Source organism: Fibrobacter sp. UWB15 (assembly GCF_900177705.1).
Taxonomy (GTDB): domain Bacteria; phylum Fibrobacterota; class Fibrobacteria; order Fibrobacterales; family Fibrobacteraceae; genus Fibrobacter.
On the sequence record NZ_FXBA01000002.1, the window covers coordinates 314,886 to 330,742 of the forward strand.

Consider the following 15,857-nt stretch of genomic DNA (forward strand, 5'->3'; position numbering starts at 1 on the left):
TTCATACCCTCCCATTAAAATTCCACGTTAATGGAGGCTTCAAGGACCATCTGAGAGAATTCACTCTTGAACACTCCAGAGACGTCCTTTGTAACATCATAGTAGTCCGGAATGTTCACTGCACCTTCGGAAGAACCCTGCTGAACAAGATTCATGGTGTTGTATTCATTCGAGACATTGATCATACCGAAGTTAACCGCAAGCCATGCATCGGGAGCGATGTTGTAGTCGAGACCGACCATCCACTGCATCTGTTCGCCCTTCATCAAAGGAGCGGCTGCAGAGTAGGGGTTGTTGTCGATGTTTTCGTATTCGGTGTTAATCATCTGGAAACCAGCATTAAAGCCGAGGCGCGGCAGGTACTGCACGTAGAGGCCCGCGTTAATGAAGTCGGACTTGAGGGAGGTCTTCTTGTCAGCCTTGCCCAAAGCAACCCAACCATCGGTATCCATGGTGCGTTCGGAATGCTTATAGGAACCGGAAATTTCAAGAGGCTTGCTGAAGCCGAGCATCTTGAAGATGTCGATCTTTGCGCCGCCGCCGAATTCCGTATACTGGGCAGCCTTGTAGGTCAGTACTTCGGGAACAGCGACTTCGTTCACGACATTATAGTGCATAAAGGACTGACCCTTGACCTGATTGAACATGCTGAAGAGGCCCTGGACTTCAACGAATTCCTTGAAGTTAGCGACCAGGTTTACTCGGGCACCCACGCGGTTTGCCGTAGCAAGGCCGTACGGGAGAGCCATCTGCAGAGCCGGATCCAAGAGGTATTCCATCAGGGCCAGCTGGTTGCGAGTATAGACGTTCGTGGTCCAGGAATTCTTGTTGTAGTTCGCAATGTTGTAGCTATTCACTTCGCTACCCTTGAAAGCGTCATCGTTGGTGTTGAGGGTAGTCGCCACCGGGCTGAACTTGGGAGTGAAGTTATAGAGAGCATCGAAAGAAGAATACAGCGGAGAGTTCACGCCATACTTGACCGTCTGACCATCCTTATCGGAGTTTTGGACGCGTTGGGCGAAGAATCTCGGAGACTGGGCAAGATTGTTGAACCATGCGCTGTCGTTCATAATGAAGTCAACGGCAAGGCGGGCTCCCCAACTATCAGTCTTGTAGCCCAAATTGGCATTCACCAAGAGAGCGATGCCGGATTCCTTTTCGTTATGGAATCCTGCAGAGTCCACATAGAGTTCGTCGTCGTCATTCTTCAGGTAAGCAATACGCGGAGTCCCTTCGTAAGTAGTCAAGTCTTCGATCGGGTTGTCGTCTTCGTCAACCAGAACCGGAGAACCGTCGGCGTTCTTTTGGTAAGCCAGAGCAGAGTCCGGATAGTAGACTTTGTCGTTAGACATCGCGAATTCACCCGTCACGTCAAGAATCAAGTTCTTGTTGTTCATGAGGGAGGCGACATCGGCACCGATACGGCCACTGACGATGAAGGTTTCCTGCGGGTTGGGTTCGAACGGGTTGATCGAAACCGTATCGTAGGCAGAGCTCACGTCGTTTCTCGGATGGCGGTAACCATAAGTGTAGCTGTCTTCGTTATCGAAGATGTACATCGGAGTCACACCCAAGTACAAGGAACGGTTGAGCGGCAGCATTTCAAAGTTGCCGGCTGCAACGAACTTGTCCATGTTGGCTGACTGCGAAGCGCCCCAAATGGCGTCATTAGGCAAGATGTTGCCTTCGGCACCGGAAAGGTCAAGCACAGCCGTACGGTTGATTCGTGCAAACAAGCCTTCTGCACGGACTTCACCGAGAGCAGAACCTAAATCGGCACGGAACTGGAGGTTTGCACCCTGCAAGTTGCGCTGGTTCCCTTCGAGGAACTGTTCATGTTCTGCCATGTAACGCTTGCGAGCGAAAATCTGCGGTTCGTACATGATGTCGAGGCTCGGCAGGAACAAAGTCAGCGGAGAGTATTCCTGACGGAAGTCACCCACGACCCAGTAGAAATTGTTGCCAAGGTTGCCTTCGGCATTGAGCCATGCCACGGAAATCGACTTGGCGGCAGAGGCGAAGTATTCCTGCATGCCGGCTTCAAGGCGAAGTGTTGCATTGGCACGGACATTTTCCCAAGGACGGAAACCAAAGTTCAGGTCCGCCGTAACGAATTCATCTTTTTCCACATTCGGCATGTGGTTGATGCCCGTAGGGTCGTTATCGGTACTGAATCTGGACGTCTGGGCTACAGCCCTAATGCTACCGGTGATTTCGACACCACGCTTTGCGTTGGCGGAATCAACCTTGCTCTCAATCAATTCCTGATTTTCTACAACCGAGGCTGCAGAAGCGGCCATAGAGGCAGCGAGGATAGCGGCAAAAGTCTTTTTCATATTCATAGTCTTTTTCATATTCAGCACCCCCTATTAGAACCAAGCCTTAGCTTCGGCTGAAATGTAGTGGGAATGCCAGTCATTCGTAGAAATCGTTTCGTCGGAATGAGTCATCCATTTGTAACGCACATGCAGACCGACGCGGTCAGCAAAGTCCCAGTCGAAACCGACACCGAGTGCGGTTTCCAGGTAGTTGATCGGAGCCTTCTTGTAATAGAAGTAATTCACCTGGTTCATGAGGCTGGAACCCTTAAGGGCGGCCTTGTAGCCCACAGAGGTGTAAGCGCGGTCGGAACGGAAGGTTTCGAGACCGAGGACACCCACCATGTGGAAGGTCGGGGTCACGGCGACAGAAGGTTCAAAGTGTCCGTAGAAGCTCCACAGGAGCATGTCCTTCTGAGATTCGCTGTAAGCGATCGGAGCGATTGTCGTAGAAATACCCGAAAGTGCGGCGTAAGCAGTCATCATGATGGTACGGTCGGTACCGAACCAGCCACCAATATCGTAGCCACCCATGAAGGACATGTAAGAAGACCACTTGGTGTGCGACGGAGCTTCGCCAGTCTGTTCAGCCTTCTTGACCTGTTCGAGATCGTCGTAAGCGACGAAGGATTCCCAGAGTTCCCAGGTTCCACCGTAGAGGCCACCCTGCTGACGGTACTGCTTGACACCCTTTTCGGAGTTGCTGTAAATACCGGTACGGGCCACGTAGGCAGAACCATCGGTATTACCGGAGTCTGCAATGAAGAGCGGCTTATGCTTGGTCCAAGAGTTGGTGGATTCCCACATGTTGCGGCCGTTCAAGCGATAGTTGAAGAAGATCACGTCTTGGCCGTCTTCGATCTGACGATGCAGGCCGTACTGGAAGTCAAAGTAGCCGCGGTTGAAGGTCGGTTCCAACTTGAAGTTGAGGCCAGCCATATTCGGGCTATAGCGCATGGAACCGCCATTCAGGTAGGCTTCGTCCTTACGCCAGCTGTTGAAACGAGACGGGTTGCTCAAAGAATACGGAGAGTAGAATTCCTTCGGGAGGAATACCGCTTCCACCGTCATGGGCCAACCTTCGATATACTTGGACTGAGCCTTGACATACACGCCCACCTGCGGGGTGTTCATCTTGGATTCATAAGAGTCCGGGAGGTAACCGGTGATGGAGCTAGCGGCCTTATAGTCGGCGGCATCGCTAGTACGGATGAACTTGACCGAGTCCGTCATGCTCATACCCACATCGGCCATCAAGTAAAGCTTCGGGGTCACGTTGCCCTTAATGTCAACAGAAACCACATGGTTGTTCAGAATCGGCGGACAAGGCACCTGTACGCTCGGGTCGGCATGACTCGGGCAAGTGTTGGTGAAGTACTTCATCTGCGTCAGGTATTCACTTTCGTAAACGATGTCGTTATCGAAGATGACTCCCATGTAGTTCACACCAAGAGTAAGATTGTCCGCAATCTTTTCCTTAGCGATACGACCGTGGTAAATGGATCCGCGGAAGTCGTAGGTACCGGACATTTCAAGTTCGCCCGGCTGGCCACCGTACATACGCAAACCGTCGCGGGTACCGATATCGGCATCGGCCGGCTGAGACACAAGGAACTGAGCCTTCATGTCGAACGGAAGCTGGTAGAAATTGGCAAAGACGCCGCCAAAGCTACGGTTGGTCCAGAATGCACGACCACCTTCCTTAACCGGCTTGAATACCTTTTCTTTATAGTAAGTAGAAACAGTCTTTTCGTCTTCGAACAGTTCGTACTGCCAAGCAAAGCGCGGGTTGGTTTCACGTTCCCACATTGTAAGCGGAGAAGCGTTAGCCCAAATCACACCACCTGCAGTCACGTAGGCACCAAAGACACCTGCGCGAATGTCCACACCGAAGTTCATTTCTTCGTTGATGGTTGCAGAGTAGAAGTCCGTCGAGTGGTCGTACATCACACGCTGGTCCTTGGTCGGCACCTGCGTCGGCTGGCTACCCAAGTAGTTGGAGTACGTACCGGCCAGGGAGAACGGGAAGCTCATGTTCGTCCACAAGGTCATGTAGGAGTTCGGCATGGCCACAATGTTCATGTTGAGCACGGCGTCTACAGACGTACGAGACAAGTCGTTCTGGACCCACGGGCTCGGTTCGGAATAGTGGAAGTTCTTGAGGCGGAAAGCCAAGTAACCGGAAACCGCGAGCGGAAGATCGTCCTTACCCATGAGGGTAGATTCCATGTTGTTGGAAAGCGTATCCAAGCCTTCTTCCACGTTGGCAATCTGGACCTTGGGGTCAAGCTTCGAGGAAGCGTTCACCACCAGCGGCTGGTAAGGCGTGGTTTCGGCAGTCTTGGAACGATCCACGGCAGGAGCGGCCGATTCTTCTGCTTCAGCAACAGTTTCTTCGGCAGGTGCCGGAGCTTCAACCGTTTCTTCGACCGGGGATTCATCAGAGCTTTCCTCGGCTGCCGGTTCGGATTCCGTAGCGTCAGCAACAGATTCTTCAGATGCGGAAGGTTCTTCGGCGGCTTCAGAAGCAGCCTCTTCTACAGCCGGAGCAGATTCTTCGAATTCTTCAGAGGACACATCTTCGTCCATCTGAGCAAGAGCCAAAGACGTGCAGCAAAGCAGTGTCGTAAATAGTGTAGGTAATTTGCGCATAAAATCCTCTTAAATCTCGTTGCGGAACGGATAGTTCATCGGACCTTCGTAAGCCTTGCCATGCTTCTTGATCACGATATCGTCAATCCAGACCTTGAAGGACTCGTTTTCATCTTTACGGACTTCAAGACGGAATCCCTTGAAGTTGCTCCAGCTAAACGGCAGCATGACTTCACGAGTGTTCTTGGCATCCCAATACACACCAGTCGTACCGAACAATTTGAGCGGAATGCTGAAGTGTTTCCATTCGGTGGTGATTTCGCCGAGGCTCTTGGAACGGAGCTTCACCTGCAAGGATTCGCCACCGCTCTTCACACCGTCGTCCACCAACACGAACAAGGCATTTTCGCCACCCTGGGCACCCTTGATCCAGAACTCGAGGACGCCTTCTTCGAAATAGGGGGTCAAGTCAACGGAACCGGCAATACAAATAGCCACGCCGGAATAGTCGCTTGCAATAAGTTCAATTTCCATGGAAAGGGCGCCTTCCATAGCATACTTGTCCGTAAGAACCGGTTCGGGGTTTTCACGCGGGTACTGGTAGGTGTATCCACCACCACGCGGAATAGCTTCGCGCATCACGACAGACACGACATCCTTGTCGGGTCTGAAAGGCTTCGCTTGCTTAGTGACAAAACGGGACTGGTCGCGGTCGCGGTAATCGCTAAAACCATAACCAGCAAAAGAGAAAGACGCTAAAAGGAGAACGCCCAAGGCGCACGCCCAACTTGCTTTATGCGGTTTTACGTTCATAATATCTAAAAATCTCCAGATACGGACCACTACAATATAACTTGTTTTTGGAGGAGTCATTGGCAGAAAAAATCAAAAAGTTTGAGGAATTGGGATATACCACCCCGAAAGCCCTTGATTTTACGCGATTTTAGCGGTTTCAAAGGTAAACATAATTTTTTATTAAGACTTTCCGTACGCCCTAAAAAAGTGTAAATTTGTAGTTAACAACCAATCACTCTTTCCGCGAGGAAACCATGATTCATTTGCGCGCTTTATTACCTTTAGCTATAACTCCCTTTGTGGCCGCATTAGGCATCGTCTTTGGCGCATGCTCTAGCGAAGGCAATCCCCATACCGCAGCGACGGTAACCCCCAAGGAATCACCCGATACGACCAAACAAGAATCACGCGTTATTGTCCCTGTCGACTATAGCCTCGGCCGCGCCATGAACGCCCGCATTGGCAAGGGTATCAACTTTGGCAATTCCTGGGATTCCAGGGGCAACAGGCTCGACAGCAGCTGGGGAAACCCCATTGCAGACTCGGATTTTGAATTCATAAAAAAAGCCGGTTTCAACTCGGTCCGCATTCCCGTACGTTGGCAACAGAATTCCGACTACGGCACACACACTGTAGACCCCGAAAGACTTAAAGGCGTCAAAGAAGACATTCAACTCGCCATAAGTCAAGGACTCGTCGTTGTTCTCGACTTCCACCATTACGACGAACTGAACTGTGCTGGAGGTGGCGGATCTAAATGCACCTACGATTCCACCGCCTACGAAAAAGAAAAGGAACATTTCCTCGGTATGTGGGCACAGGTCGCAAGCGAATTTAACGCCCCCGAGTTCCCGGACTCCATGGTTGTACTCGAAATCTTGAACGAACCCACCATTCCTAACGCCGAACGCGTAGACGCCCTGATGAATGACGCTTACCAGGTGATTCGTGCGGCAGCCCCGGGCAAAACAATCATGTTCGAATCTTACCATTCGGCTAAATTTGCAGACCTCAACATTTTGCACCTCCCCGCCGACGGAAACATCATCTATTCGGGTCACTACTACGAACCCTATGGATACAGCCACCAGGGCCACAGCTACAGCTGCAGGGGCGACGAAGCATACGGCAATACGGCTTTTGAAGACCTGAAGAAATACGTATTGCAGGCCAAGACGCTTTACCCCGACATAGACGGAGTAAACAGCATTCCCCTGAACATGGGCGAATTCGGCATCTCGGGCGGAACACCCTACGCCAACAAGAACACCTGCAAAGAAGGCGAATCGCTCCCCACTCCAGAAAAGAAAGCGCTTTGGGCCAAATTGAGCATCACCGCAGCTGAAACCTACAACATTTCCTGGAACTACTGGGGATTTACAGGTGTAGGCGGATTCGAAGCCGCATCACGCAACTTCGACGATGCCATCACATGGTACGAAGGATTCCCCACCGCATTCGGACTGTAAGAGGCTAATTTATGTGAGCCGAAAGCGACTCATCTTAATGAGTCGTGTCGGCGAGAGGACAGGCTCCAGAATAAGGACTCTGTAGAATTTAGCCAGTCCGGTCTTATATTCTACGGGCGCACGAGAGTGCCGCCCCAATGCTCGTCAAAGAAGGCTTGGAACAAAGGTTCCGGGCCTTTTTTGAGTTCTTCGACAACGTCGGCGACAGGGCGCCCGCTGCGGTAAAGTTCGCGGTAGGCGCGGGAAAGCGCCTGGATCCGCTCTTCGGGGAAGCTTTCGGGATGCAGGCGGAGCGCATGCAGGTTCAAGGCGCCGTAGCGGATGGGGTTCCCCGATGCCTTGGTGCATGGGGGAACGTCACGGTCGACCTTGTGGGTGCCACCCACGAAAGCGTAGGCGCCGACCTGATTGCGCTGCTGGATAGCGGTCACGCCGCCGATAGTCGCATATTCGCCGATGCGCACGTGGCCGCCCAATTGGCAGCTGTTCGCAATGACGACGCCCTCACGGATATCGCAGTCATGGGCGATGTGCGAGTAGGCCATCACAAGGACCTTGTTTGCCACATGCGTGCAACCGCCGCCCTGAACCGTGCCGCGATTGAGAGTACAATATTCGCGAATCGTGCAATTTTCGCCAATTTCGAGTCGGGTAGGCTCGCCCGCGTACTTTAAATCTTGCGGAGGGCCGCCCAAAATGGCGCCATCGTAAACATGAGTATTTTTCCCGACCAAAACCCCGCCATAGACATGCACGCGGGACTCCAATATGACACCTTCGGCAATTTCGGCATGGGCATCTACCAAACACCACGGGCCAATAACAGCTGAATCGTGAACTTTGGCTTGCGGGCTTACAAATGCAGAAGGATGGATCATAGGCGTTTTTCGTGGCTTCGCCACAGTTGGCGGAACTTAGTAGGCAGAACTTAGAAATTTTTAATTCAACTAAGCTCTAAACTCTAAGTTCTAAGTTCTGTTTTTTCTACATTTTCCCGCATGGGTGGTATTATCATTGCATGCCTTACGGCGCTGTATGTATTGTTGTTCCTATTTTTCATAATAGGAGTTATTCGCACGCACCGTTACAGAGGCCCCAAGGCAACCCCGAGCGTGACTGTCGTAGTGCCTATGCGCAATGAAGAAGAATTCGCGCAGCGCACGTTGGAAGCTCTTGCCGAGCAGGATTACGTGGGCCAGTGGGAAGTGATTTGCGTCGACGACCGCTCGACGGATTCCACCAAGGAAATTCTCGAAAAGTTTGCGGCCACCCACCCGAAATTCAGGGTACTCAGCCTTTCACCCGATTTGCCGCAAATTGCAAGCCCCAAGAAGCGCGCCCTGGAAAGCGCCTTCAAGATTGCAAAGTACGAAGTGCTTTTGACGATGGATGCAGACTGCATTCCGCGCAAAAGCTGGATTACCGCTATGGCGGGCCGCTTTAACGACGGCATTTGCATTGTGCAAGGCCCTAAGCAGAATAACGGCAGCCGCACCATGCCGCACCTTTACCAAAAACTCGAAACCCTGGGTTACACCGCCATGGAAGCAGCAGGCTTTAGCTGGGGGCACCCGATTGTGGCAAGCGCCGCCTGCCTCGCCTACAAAAAGGACCTGTTCTTTGCGGTGGGCGGTTTCGGCGACCTGGTGAACCTTTCGAGCGGCGACGACGACATGCTCATCCACAAGATGATGAAAATCCCGGGCACCAAGGTCTGCTACAACCTGGATAAGGACGCAGTGATCGAAACCGCCCCGGTGCACACCTGGAAGCAGCTCTTTAACCAACGCGCTCGTTGGAGCAGCAACGGCACCAACTACGAAAGTAAGGCGTACGTCTTGATGCTCACGCTGATTTACACCTACTACATCTGGATGTTCATTAGCCCGTGGTGCGTGCTCTTTTTGGATTGCCCATGGCAGTGGTGCATTTTCAGCATTCTGCCCAAGATTCTGGTGGACTTTGTATTCCTGATGATTGCTTCTTGGAAATTGCATGCCAAGCGCAAGATGCTTGCATTCTTGCCCACCGAAATTATTCAGGTTCCGATGATAGTGTTTGCGGTACCCGCAGGCATTACAGGTTTATTCCGCTGGAAATAAAAACAATGTGAAATGTGAAGTGTGAAATGTGTAATTAATCATTCCACATCCCACATTAAACATTACACATCTTTCTCGCCCAGGCGACAGCTTCTTCTGCATTCTTGATTTCGCCGTCAAGTTGCAGTTCAAAACTTTTTTTGATGATTTCGCCCATTTGCTTGCCCGGCTTGACGCCCATATCCATGAGCATTTTGCCCATCAGGTAAGGCTGTGGAGCCTCTTCAATCAAATCCAGTCCGTTTGATGCATTCCAGAACTTGTCGGCAAAGCATTCGCCATCGGCCGTGGAGCCCGCATAGAATTCACGGGGAGTGCATTTTACGAGCAAGCCAAGTAACTTTAAGCCGCCGAGCTTTACCGCGAGGCGACGAAGTGCCGGAGCATCGTCTACAATAGCCGTATCCAGTTCTTGGTAAGCCTTCAAAAGCGGAGGCACAATCTTGAGCAAGTGCGTTTCGTTCGTGATGCGTTCCAGGAACTTGAGCGAAGTTTCAGCGGAGCCACACAAGAGGGCGGCAAAGGCAAATTCCATCGCCTGCGCCTCGGGCAAGGTATCGCGCCAAGGAACCATGTTATCGAGAATCGCGCCAAGCGTTTCCCAGGAATTCTTGAACGGATAAATTTCGGGAAAATATTCGTCGAGTTTGATATCCAAGAAAGCCTTGAGGCCAAGCGAAGGTTTGCCGGGCTTCAAAAGCCACTTCTTGAATTCTTCGAACAGGCGTTCTACGCTCAAGTCGTCGAGCGAAAGCGTGCGGCAAAGTTCTACCGTAGAGGGCGCAAGCGTGCAACCGAAACGGCTGGCAAACTGCACCCCGCGCAAAATACGCAAGGAATCTTCGGCAAAGGCCGGACCCACATGACGCAGCGTATGCGACTTCAAGTCGTCAATACCGCCGTAAGGGTCGCAAAGCGTGAGTTCCGGAAGTTCCATGCCCATGGCATTAATCGTAAAGTCGCGGCGGAGGGCAGCTTCCTTGAAGGAGAGTTTTTCGTCGGTATGCACCACGAAGCCGCGGTGGCCATAGCCCACCTTGCTTTCGGTACGCGGGAACGAAAAATCAAGCGAAAGGCCCTTCATGGCTAAGTGAATCACGCCGAAGGCCTTGCCCACCAAATTCGTGCGGCCGTACTTCGAAAGAATCGGAACAAGCGCGTCTTGCGCCATATCGTAGACTTCGACATCGTAGTCGCGACAGGACTTGCCTAAAAGCGCATCGCGGACCCAGCCGCCTACTAAAAACGCACGGCCGCCCGCTTCGCGGATATCGCCAGCAATTTTGAGAAGGCGCCCCGGCAAATCCGGTTCGAACCATTCACCCGAGAGCGTCTGCAATTTAGCCATCTACAAGGACCACCTTACTGGAAACTTCCTGCGTCTGCAGCGGAGGTGTCGGCCGGAACTTCAGCAGGAGCCGGCGTTCCTTCTTGTGCAGGTTCAACAGCCTTGTAGCGGTCATAAATACTGGTGGTTTCCACGCCCGAAGAATCCTTCAGGGCCTCGGAAACAGAAACATCCTTGTTGGCGGACTCCCCATTTGAAGATTCCTTTTTAGCACCCTCGTTAGATTTGGCGTAACGATCGTAAATGCTCTGACGAGCTGCTGCGCCTTCCGCCTTCTTTTTAGCTTCTTGTTCACGACAGACGCGCAATTCTTCTTCGGCATAAGCGCGCTGGTCTGGCGAATAAGTCATAGTGTTTAAGCGGTATTCCATTTCTTCGCACACTAGTCCCTGACGCTCGCCGGCGCAACCTGCCAACCAAACGGCAACGCCCAAAAACAACCACACCGCAATACGATTCATAAAGCCTCAGCGTTTTTAATGTACGATTATGAACTTACCCTTCTTGACCTTGGAGCCGCTTTTTACCACATAGTAGTAGACTCCCGGAGCGACGACACCGGACTTATCCATGCCATCCCATTCAACCTTTCCTCCCAACACATCTTTGTTGCGGAAAGACTTTATCAAGGCGCCACCACGGTTGTAGATTGCGACCGTCGAATTGTCGGCAATGCCATCGATGGTGAACAGTGCATGAAGCCCAGGCCTGAAGGGAACTGGGTATGCATAGACATCGATCTTGGCGGAGTCAGTCATATTCTTGCGGGCGTCTCGGAGGTCGTTGCGGACGTAAAAGCTCACGCCATTATCATGTGCAAACCAGGCGACACCAAACACCGGATCAATAGCAACATCGGCAACATTGTTATCAAGCAAGCCGTCTTTCGTGGTAAAGTGTTCAACCTGCAAAACATCCGGATCACCCTTCTTCGGCGTCAAACGGAACACGCCCTGGTTAGACGTTCCCACCCACAAATTTCCGCGAACGTCCATGTCAATAGAAGTAAATTCTGCGCCGAGCATGCCATTTGTAGAAGAAGGAATCAACAATGAATCTTCTTCGGCATCAAGGTAAGCGATATTCGACATTGACACGACCCACAGACGGTTATTCAGAGAATCGTAAACCATGTCGATAGGAGACGGCTTGATTCCGCTATAAGTCTTGACAGTCGGATTCACCAATTCGCCGCCATTGGCCTTGGGTGCAGGGAACTTGATCAGGTCCAGCCCACCCTCGCTAGCAAGAACGTTTCCGTCTCTGCTAGCAACATAAATAAGCCAATTACCGTCGTCATCCAATTTCGAATACATGACGCCCGGCACCCACTGTTTACCCACTTGGTTGGCACAGTGGATTTCGCCGTCTTTGGTAATGTAGACGACGCCGTAGCCGTTCTTCGAAGCATTTGTCGTCAAGAAACCGGAATTATCGGGAGCGGGAGTTGACCCGACAGAAACCACGTAATTTTCCAGATAGTTTTCAAAGCAATAGCCATCTGTAGCGCGGAAATAGTATTCGATTTCCGGGCCCCAATGAGAAAGCACCAAATAGACAAAGCCCCAAATATGATAGAACACTCGTTCATCGGGCAAAATGGACAAAGTCTTCATTCTAATCTGGCGGGCATTGAAGTCGTTACCCAAGGTTCCGTAAAGGTATTGAGGCTTACCCCATCCGTTAATGTTGCCATGGCTCAATTTGCCATCCACCGTTGCCGCAAGAACGCCGCCGACAGGTGTCGCACGCAATTCGTACACTTCGCCAGGAGTATCCCCTTCAACTTCGGTCAGATCTAGAATTTTTTTGTCCGCCTTCTTGCGGAAGAAAATATATTCAGAGCCAACCAAGTAAGTACCTTCCTTGGATTCGATTTGCCACCTGACCTTGCGTGACCCATCTTCATGGAACAGAATGGGGTCCGTCAAAGTTTCCGAATCCACTACAATTGGGGCAAGAGGTGTTTCAAACCCCTCCACCGAAACGCCAGACGGCAGGAGAGACCATAAGGTGGGATCGCTCAAGCGTTTATCAGTGGGCACGTTCGCCCAATCCATCTTGCGCGCATAAACGCCTTCGTTGAACCGAACATAGAGGGAATCCCCATGTGCAGCAATTTCGCGAACCGGCGTTATGGAAAGGGCTCTGGAGCCGACTCGATCAATTGTCAATATGGACAAGTTCCTTGACAAATCAAAGAACGCGATACGATCTTCAAAGGCAATCACCAATATGTTTCCAACGGCCACAGCGCCATGGGGTATTGTACGGACGCCATTTTTTACATAGGAACGGCTGAGAACGGTCCAAGGTTGATCGTTCAGCTGAAATTTTGCCACCAAGCCAAATTCAGAGATTGCATAAGTTCCTTGTTCCGTAGTGACCACCGCATTAAAGCGGGATGTTTCCAGCCCATTTTCGGAATGGAATATAGCCTCTTCGAGAGGCGTTCGGTAACGGATGCCACCATCGGTAGCAAGAATCACACCGAATTCACCAAAAGGGGCTGCATCACGAATAGGAAACGGATCCGAGAACGCCCCCCATTTATCGGCAGCGCCTACATAAGCTGCCAACAGCAGCAAGCAAGAAACAAGAAATTTAAACTTCACCCCCTAAAATTACGAAAATTCACTTGCCCGCGTTAGCAAATCATCCAATTTCAAGCAAGAACTTTCACTATTTTTAAACTTTGATATATAAATATCTTTCTTTTTACGCATCTTTCTCAAGGCAACCTTTTTTCTGCTTAGAAATGTTCCTCGGTTGACGCCACAATAAAGACAGGCATCCGCAACACGGATTTCCCCGACACAATGAATTTCCACAGCCATCCGCTCGGCAGCCGTCAGGTCTTCCATCAAGTAGTCCAACTCACGGCGGACAAAGAGCCACTTTCGCCGTTCACGCAATTCCTGTACGGCGTCCTTTTTATCGGTGACATCGTAAGGCACATATACATCTGACAACTGAGAAAAGGGGATTACGGGCAACATTCTCCGATTCATATCGAAAAATGTGTTATGGACAACCGTCCGTAACCAGGGATATATCGGCTTTTTAAGGTCCAACGTGCCTGCAGACCGGCATAATCGGAGCGCAACCTCTTGAAAAAGGTCTTTCGCGTTATCATCATCGTTACTCTGGGTCTGACAGAGTTTGTAAATTTGTGAGGCATTCTTGCGCCACACTTTTTCAACCCATTCGGGAGGTTCTTCTGTTAAAATTCTGGATTTAGCCATAAGCCTATCGGAATTTTGACAGCGAACTTTCAGTTGCGATAAAATTTATGAAAATAAAAGCGAAAAAACGGATTTTCGAAAATTTTGCAAATAGTTGTTTGCAGCTATCAACAGCTTTTTTTAGTTTGGCTTCATTTTTGGTAATTTATCCACAATCTGTTAACGCACAGGAGTTCAATATGAACTCCATGCCGCCCCCGGAAATGCAGATGCAGTACAGCGCGGGCGCCTTGAAAGACAGTGGAAAACTGACCGTATGGGTAACCATTCCCGAAAAGTGGCACGTGAACGCGAACGAAGTCACCGACGAATTCTTGAAGCCCTCTTCGATCGAAGTGAAGGCCGAGGGAATTGAATTCGGCGATGTGGTGTGGCCCAAGCCGATTAAAGAATATAACGAGGCGCTGGAACTCGAGATTCTGACCTTCCGCGGAGAATTCAAGATTGAAATCCCGGTGAAGGCAGTCGCCGACAAGTACGATAGCCTTGGAACCGAGGCGACCTTCCATTACCAGGCTTGCGACAATTCCATTTGCCTGGCACCTGCGAGCAAGACGATTTCGCTCAGCGAAAATGCGGCTGGCGCAAAATCCAGCAACGTGAATAGCAGCGCAAAAAAAAACGATTCCGAAAATGAAGTAGCCGCTAATAAGCGCGGCAACGAAAACTTGGAAGCAAGCGCCACGGAAGCAGCGGAGAACAGCGCCGCTTCGGCCGGAATTATCGCGCTCTTGTTTTTTGCATTCCTCGGCGGAATCATTCTGAACTTGATGCCGTGCGTGCTGCCGGTGCTTTCGCTCAAGCTCTTTAGCCTGATTAAGCAGGCAGGCGAAAGTCGCGGACGGCTCCTCGCTTTGGGAGGAGCCACAACGGCGGGCATTCTGGCAAGTTTCTGGGTGCTCGCCGCCGTTGTCGCCGCCGTCAAAGCCGGCGGCGGGTCCGCGGGCTGGGGCATGCAATTCCAGAGTGCCGGATTCATCGCCTTCATGGTCGTGATTCTGACGGCGTTTGCCATGAGTTTCTTTGGCGTATTCGAAGTGTGGCTCCCGTGGGGTGCCACCACCAAGATGGACGAAGCCGGTCATAAGGCGGGCTTTGCTGGAGCCTTCTTTACCGGCGCGCTCCTCGTTCTCTTAAGTACGCCATGTTCGGCGCCCTTCCTCGGCACCGCCATGGGATTCGCCTTCACCGCCAGCACCCCGGTGCTGTTCCTTTTCTTTACGGCGGCGGGTCTCGGGCTCGCCCTCCCCTACATACTCGTGAGCGCCTTCCCGAAAATCCTCAAGGTCTTCCCGAAACCGGGAGCGTGGATGGTTCGCCTGCAAAAGGTGATGGGCGTATTGCTCCTCGCGACCGTCGCATGGCTCCTTTGGCTTGTGAACGAACAGGCGGGAATGGCAGGCGTCGGGATGTTCGCCGTTGTCGTAACAGCAAGCATCGGAGGAAGCTTTATTGTCGGGAAATTCGCGCCGCCGGGAGCCGCCTTTAAACGCGAACTCATAACCCTCGGAGGAAGCATCGTTGTTATTGCGGCCGTCTGGTTTGCAGTCATCGCCCCGCAATACGATGCAGCCGCTACGGAACACTTTAACGCCCGTATGCAGGAGCAGATGACAGCCGACGGCTGGTACCGTTACAGCCCCGCCCTCATCGAAGAATTCGCGAAAGCAAACCGCACGGTATTCATCGATGCGACCGCCGACTGGTGCCTCACTTGCAAGACGAACGAAGCCGCAATCCTCAACCGTGACGAATTCCGCCACGCCATGGACAGCTTGAATGTGGCGCTGGTAAAAGCCGACTGGACCCGCGAAACACCCGAAGTGAACGCATTACTACGCAGCATGGGAAAGTCGGGCGTGCCCGCCTACGCGATTTACCCCGCAGGCGACGCCTCAAAACAAATCGTGCTGCCGGAATTGCTCACGACAGCAGCGATTGTAGAGAATATTGTAGGACGTAGGAAGTAGGAAGTTAGAAGAATTTTT

At 51.6% G+C, this 15,857-nt stretch carries 11 protein-coding genes; 3 read left to right on the forward strand and 8 right to left on the reverse strand.

Features of this window, described 5'->3' with window-relative positions:
- Positions 1–14 precede the first annotated feature (14 nt).
- From B9Y58_RS06085 to B9Y58_RS06095, 3 genes are read right to left on the reverse strand one after another with little or no spacing between them, the layout of a single operon-like run.
- The gene (locus B9Y58_RS06085; protein ID WP_143154657.1) at positions 15–2,354 is read right to left on the reverse strand and encodes a hypothetical protein; all 2,340 of its coding nucleotides are present in this window, start codon (positions 2,352–2,354) and stop codon (positions 15–17) included.
- Positions 2,355–2,369: 15 nt separating this feature from the next.
- Complete coding sequence (locus B9Y58_RS06090; protein WP_199220952.1) at positions 2,370–4,970, reverse strand: hypothetical protein; 2,601 nt, start codon at positions 4,968–4,970, stop codon at positions 2,370–2,372.
- A gap of 9 nt (positions 4,971–4,979) precedes the next feature.
- Positions 4,980–5,723, reverse strand: coding sequence for a carbohydrate binding domain-containing protein (locus B9Y58_RS06095; RefSeq protein WP_233247863.1), 744 nt, complete (start codon positions 5,721–5,723; stop codon positions 4,980–4,982).
- A 281-nt stretch (positions 5,724–6,004) separates the two neighbouring features.
- On the opposite strand from B9Y58_RS06095, the gene B9Y58_RS06100 reads away from it, so the two are divergent.
- Positions 6,005–7,174 carry a glycoside hydrolase family 5 protein gene (locus B9Y58_RS06100; RefSeq protein WP_233247864.1) on the forward strand — a complete coding sequence of 390 codons (1,170 nt, stop codon included), beginning with the start codon at positions 6,005–6,007 and terminating at the stop codon, positions 7,172–7,174.
- Between the two features lie 110 nt (positions 7,175–7,284).
- Here B9Y58_RS06100 and lpxA read toward each other — a convergent pair whose 3' ends face one another.
- Complete coding sequence (gene lpxA, locus B9Y58_RS06105) at positions 7,285–8,052, reverse strand: acyl-ACP--UDP-N-acetylglucosamine O-acyltransferase (RefSeq protein WP_073055265.1); 768 nt, start codon at positions 8,050–8,052, stop codon at positions 7,285–7,287.
- Positions 8,053–8,172: 120 nt separating this feature from the next.
- Here lpxA and B9Y58_RS06110 point away from each other — a divergent pair, with 120 nt between their 5' ends.
- On the forward strand, positions 8,173–9,276 hold the full coding sequence (locus B9Y58_RS06110) for a glycosyltransferase (RefSeq protein ID WP_073055264.1): 1,104 nt from the start codon (positions 8,173–8,175) through the stop codon (positions 9,274–9,276).
- Positions 9,277–9,331: 55 nt separating this feature from the next.
- Here B9Y58_RS06110 and B9Y58_RS06115 read toward each other — a convergent pair whose 3' ends face one another.
- From B9Y58_RS06115 to B9Y58_RS06130, 4 genes are read right to left on the reverse strand one after another with little or no spacing between them, the layout of a single operon-like run.
- The gene (locus B9Y58_RS06115) at positions 9,332–10,624 is read right to left on the reverse strand and encodes a CCA tRNA nucleotidyltransferase (protein ID WP_073055262.1); all 1,293 of its coding nucleotides are present in this window, start codon (positions 10,622–10,624) and stop codon (positions 9,332–9,334) included.
- Between the two features lie 14 nt (positions 10,625–10,638).
- Entirely contained in the window at positions 10,639–11,085 is a 447-nt protein-coding gene (locus tag B9Y58_RS06120; protein WP_073055261.1) for a hypothetical protein, read from the reverse strand.
- A 15-nt stretch (positions 11,086–11,100) separates the two neighbouring features.
- On the reverse strand, positions 11,101–13,239 hold the full coding sequence (locus B9Y58_RS06125; protein WP_073055260.1) for a T9SS type B sorting domain-containing protein: 2,139 nt from the start codon (positions 13,237–13,239) through the stop codon (positions 11,101–11,103).
- Positions 13,240–13,248: 9 nt separating this feature from the next.
- Positions 13,249–13,869 (reverse strand): RNA polymerase sigma factor, encoded by a 621-nt coding sequence (locus tag B9Y58_RS06130; protein ID WP_073055259.1) that lies wholly within the window; start codon positions 13,867–13,869, stop codon positions 13,249–13,251.
- Positions 13,870–14,048: 179 nt separating this feature from the next.
- Between B9Y58_RS06130 and B9Y58_RS06135 the strand changes: the two genes are divergently transcribed.
- Entirely contained in the window at positions 14,049–15,839 is a 1,791-nt protein-coding gene (locus B9Y58_RS06135; protein ID WP_073055258.1) for a protein-disulfide reductase DsbD family protein, read from the forward strand.
- Positions 15,840–15,857 lie beyond the last annotated feature (18 nt).

Coding starts and splice junctions, on each gene's coding strand:
- B9Y58_RS06110 (WP_073055264.1), top strand. CDS start 8,173: ATGGGTGGTATTATCATTGCATGCCTTACGGCGCTGTATGTATTGTTG.
- B9Y58_RS06135 (WP_073055258.1), top strand. CDS start 14,049: ATGAACTCCATGCCGCCCCCGGAAATGCAGATGCAGTACAGCGCGGGC.
- lpxA (WP_073055265.1), bottom strand. CDS start 8,052: ATGATCCATCCTTCTGCATTTGTAAGCCCGCAAGCCAAAGTTCACGAT.
- B9Y58_RS06090 (WP_199220952.1), bottom strand. CDS start 4,970: ATGCGCAAATTACCTACACTATTTACGACACTGCTTTGCTGCACGTCT.
- B9Y58_RS06095 (WP_233247863.1), bottom strand. CDS start 5,723: ATGAACGTAAAACCGCATAAAGCAAGTTGGGCGTGCGCCTTGGGCGTT.
- B9Y58_RS06120 (WP_073055261.1), bottom strand. CDS start 11,085: ATGAATCGTATTGCGGTGTGGTTGTTTTTGGGCGTTGCCGTTTGGTTG.
- B9Y58_RS06130 (WP_073055259.1), bottom strand. CDS start 13,869: ATGGCTAAATCCAGAATTTTAACAGAAGAACCTCCCGAATGGGTTGAA.
- B9Y58_RS06115 (WP_073055262.1), bottom strand. CDS start 10,624: ATGGCTAAATTGCAGACGCTCTCGGGTGAATGGTTCGAACCGGATTTG.
- B9Y58_RS06085 (WP_143154657.1), bottom strand. CDS start 2,354: ATGAAAAAGACTATGAATATGAAAAAGACTTTTGCCGCTATCCTCGCT.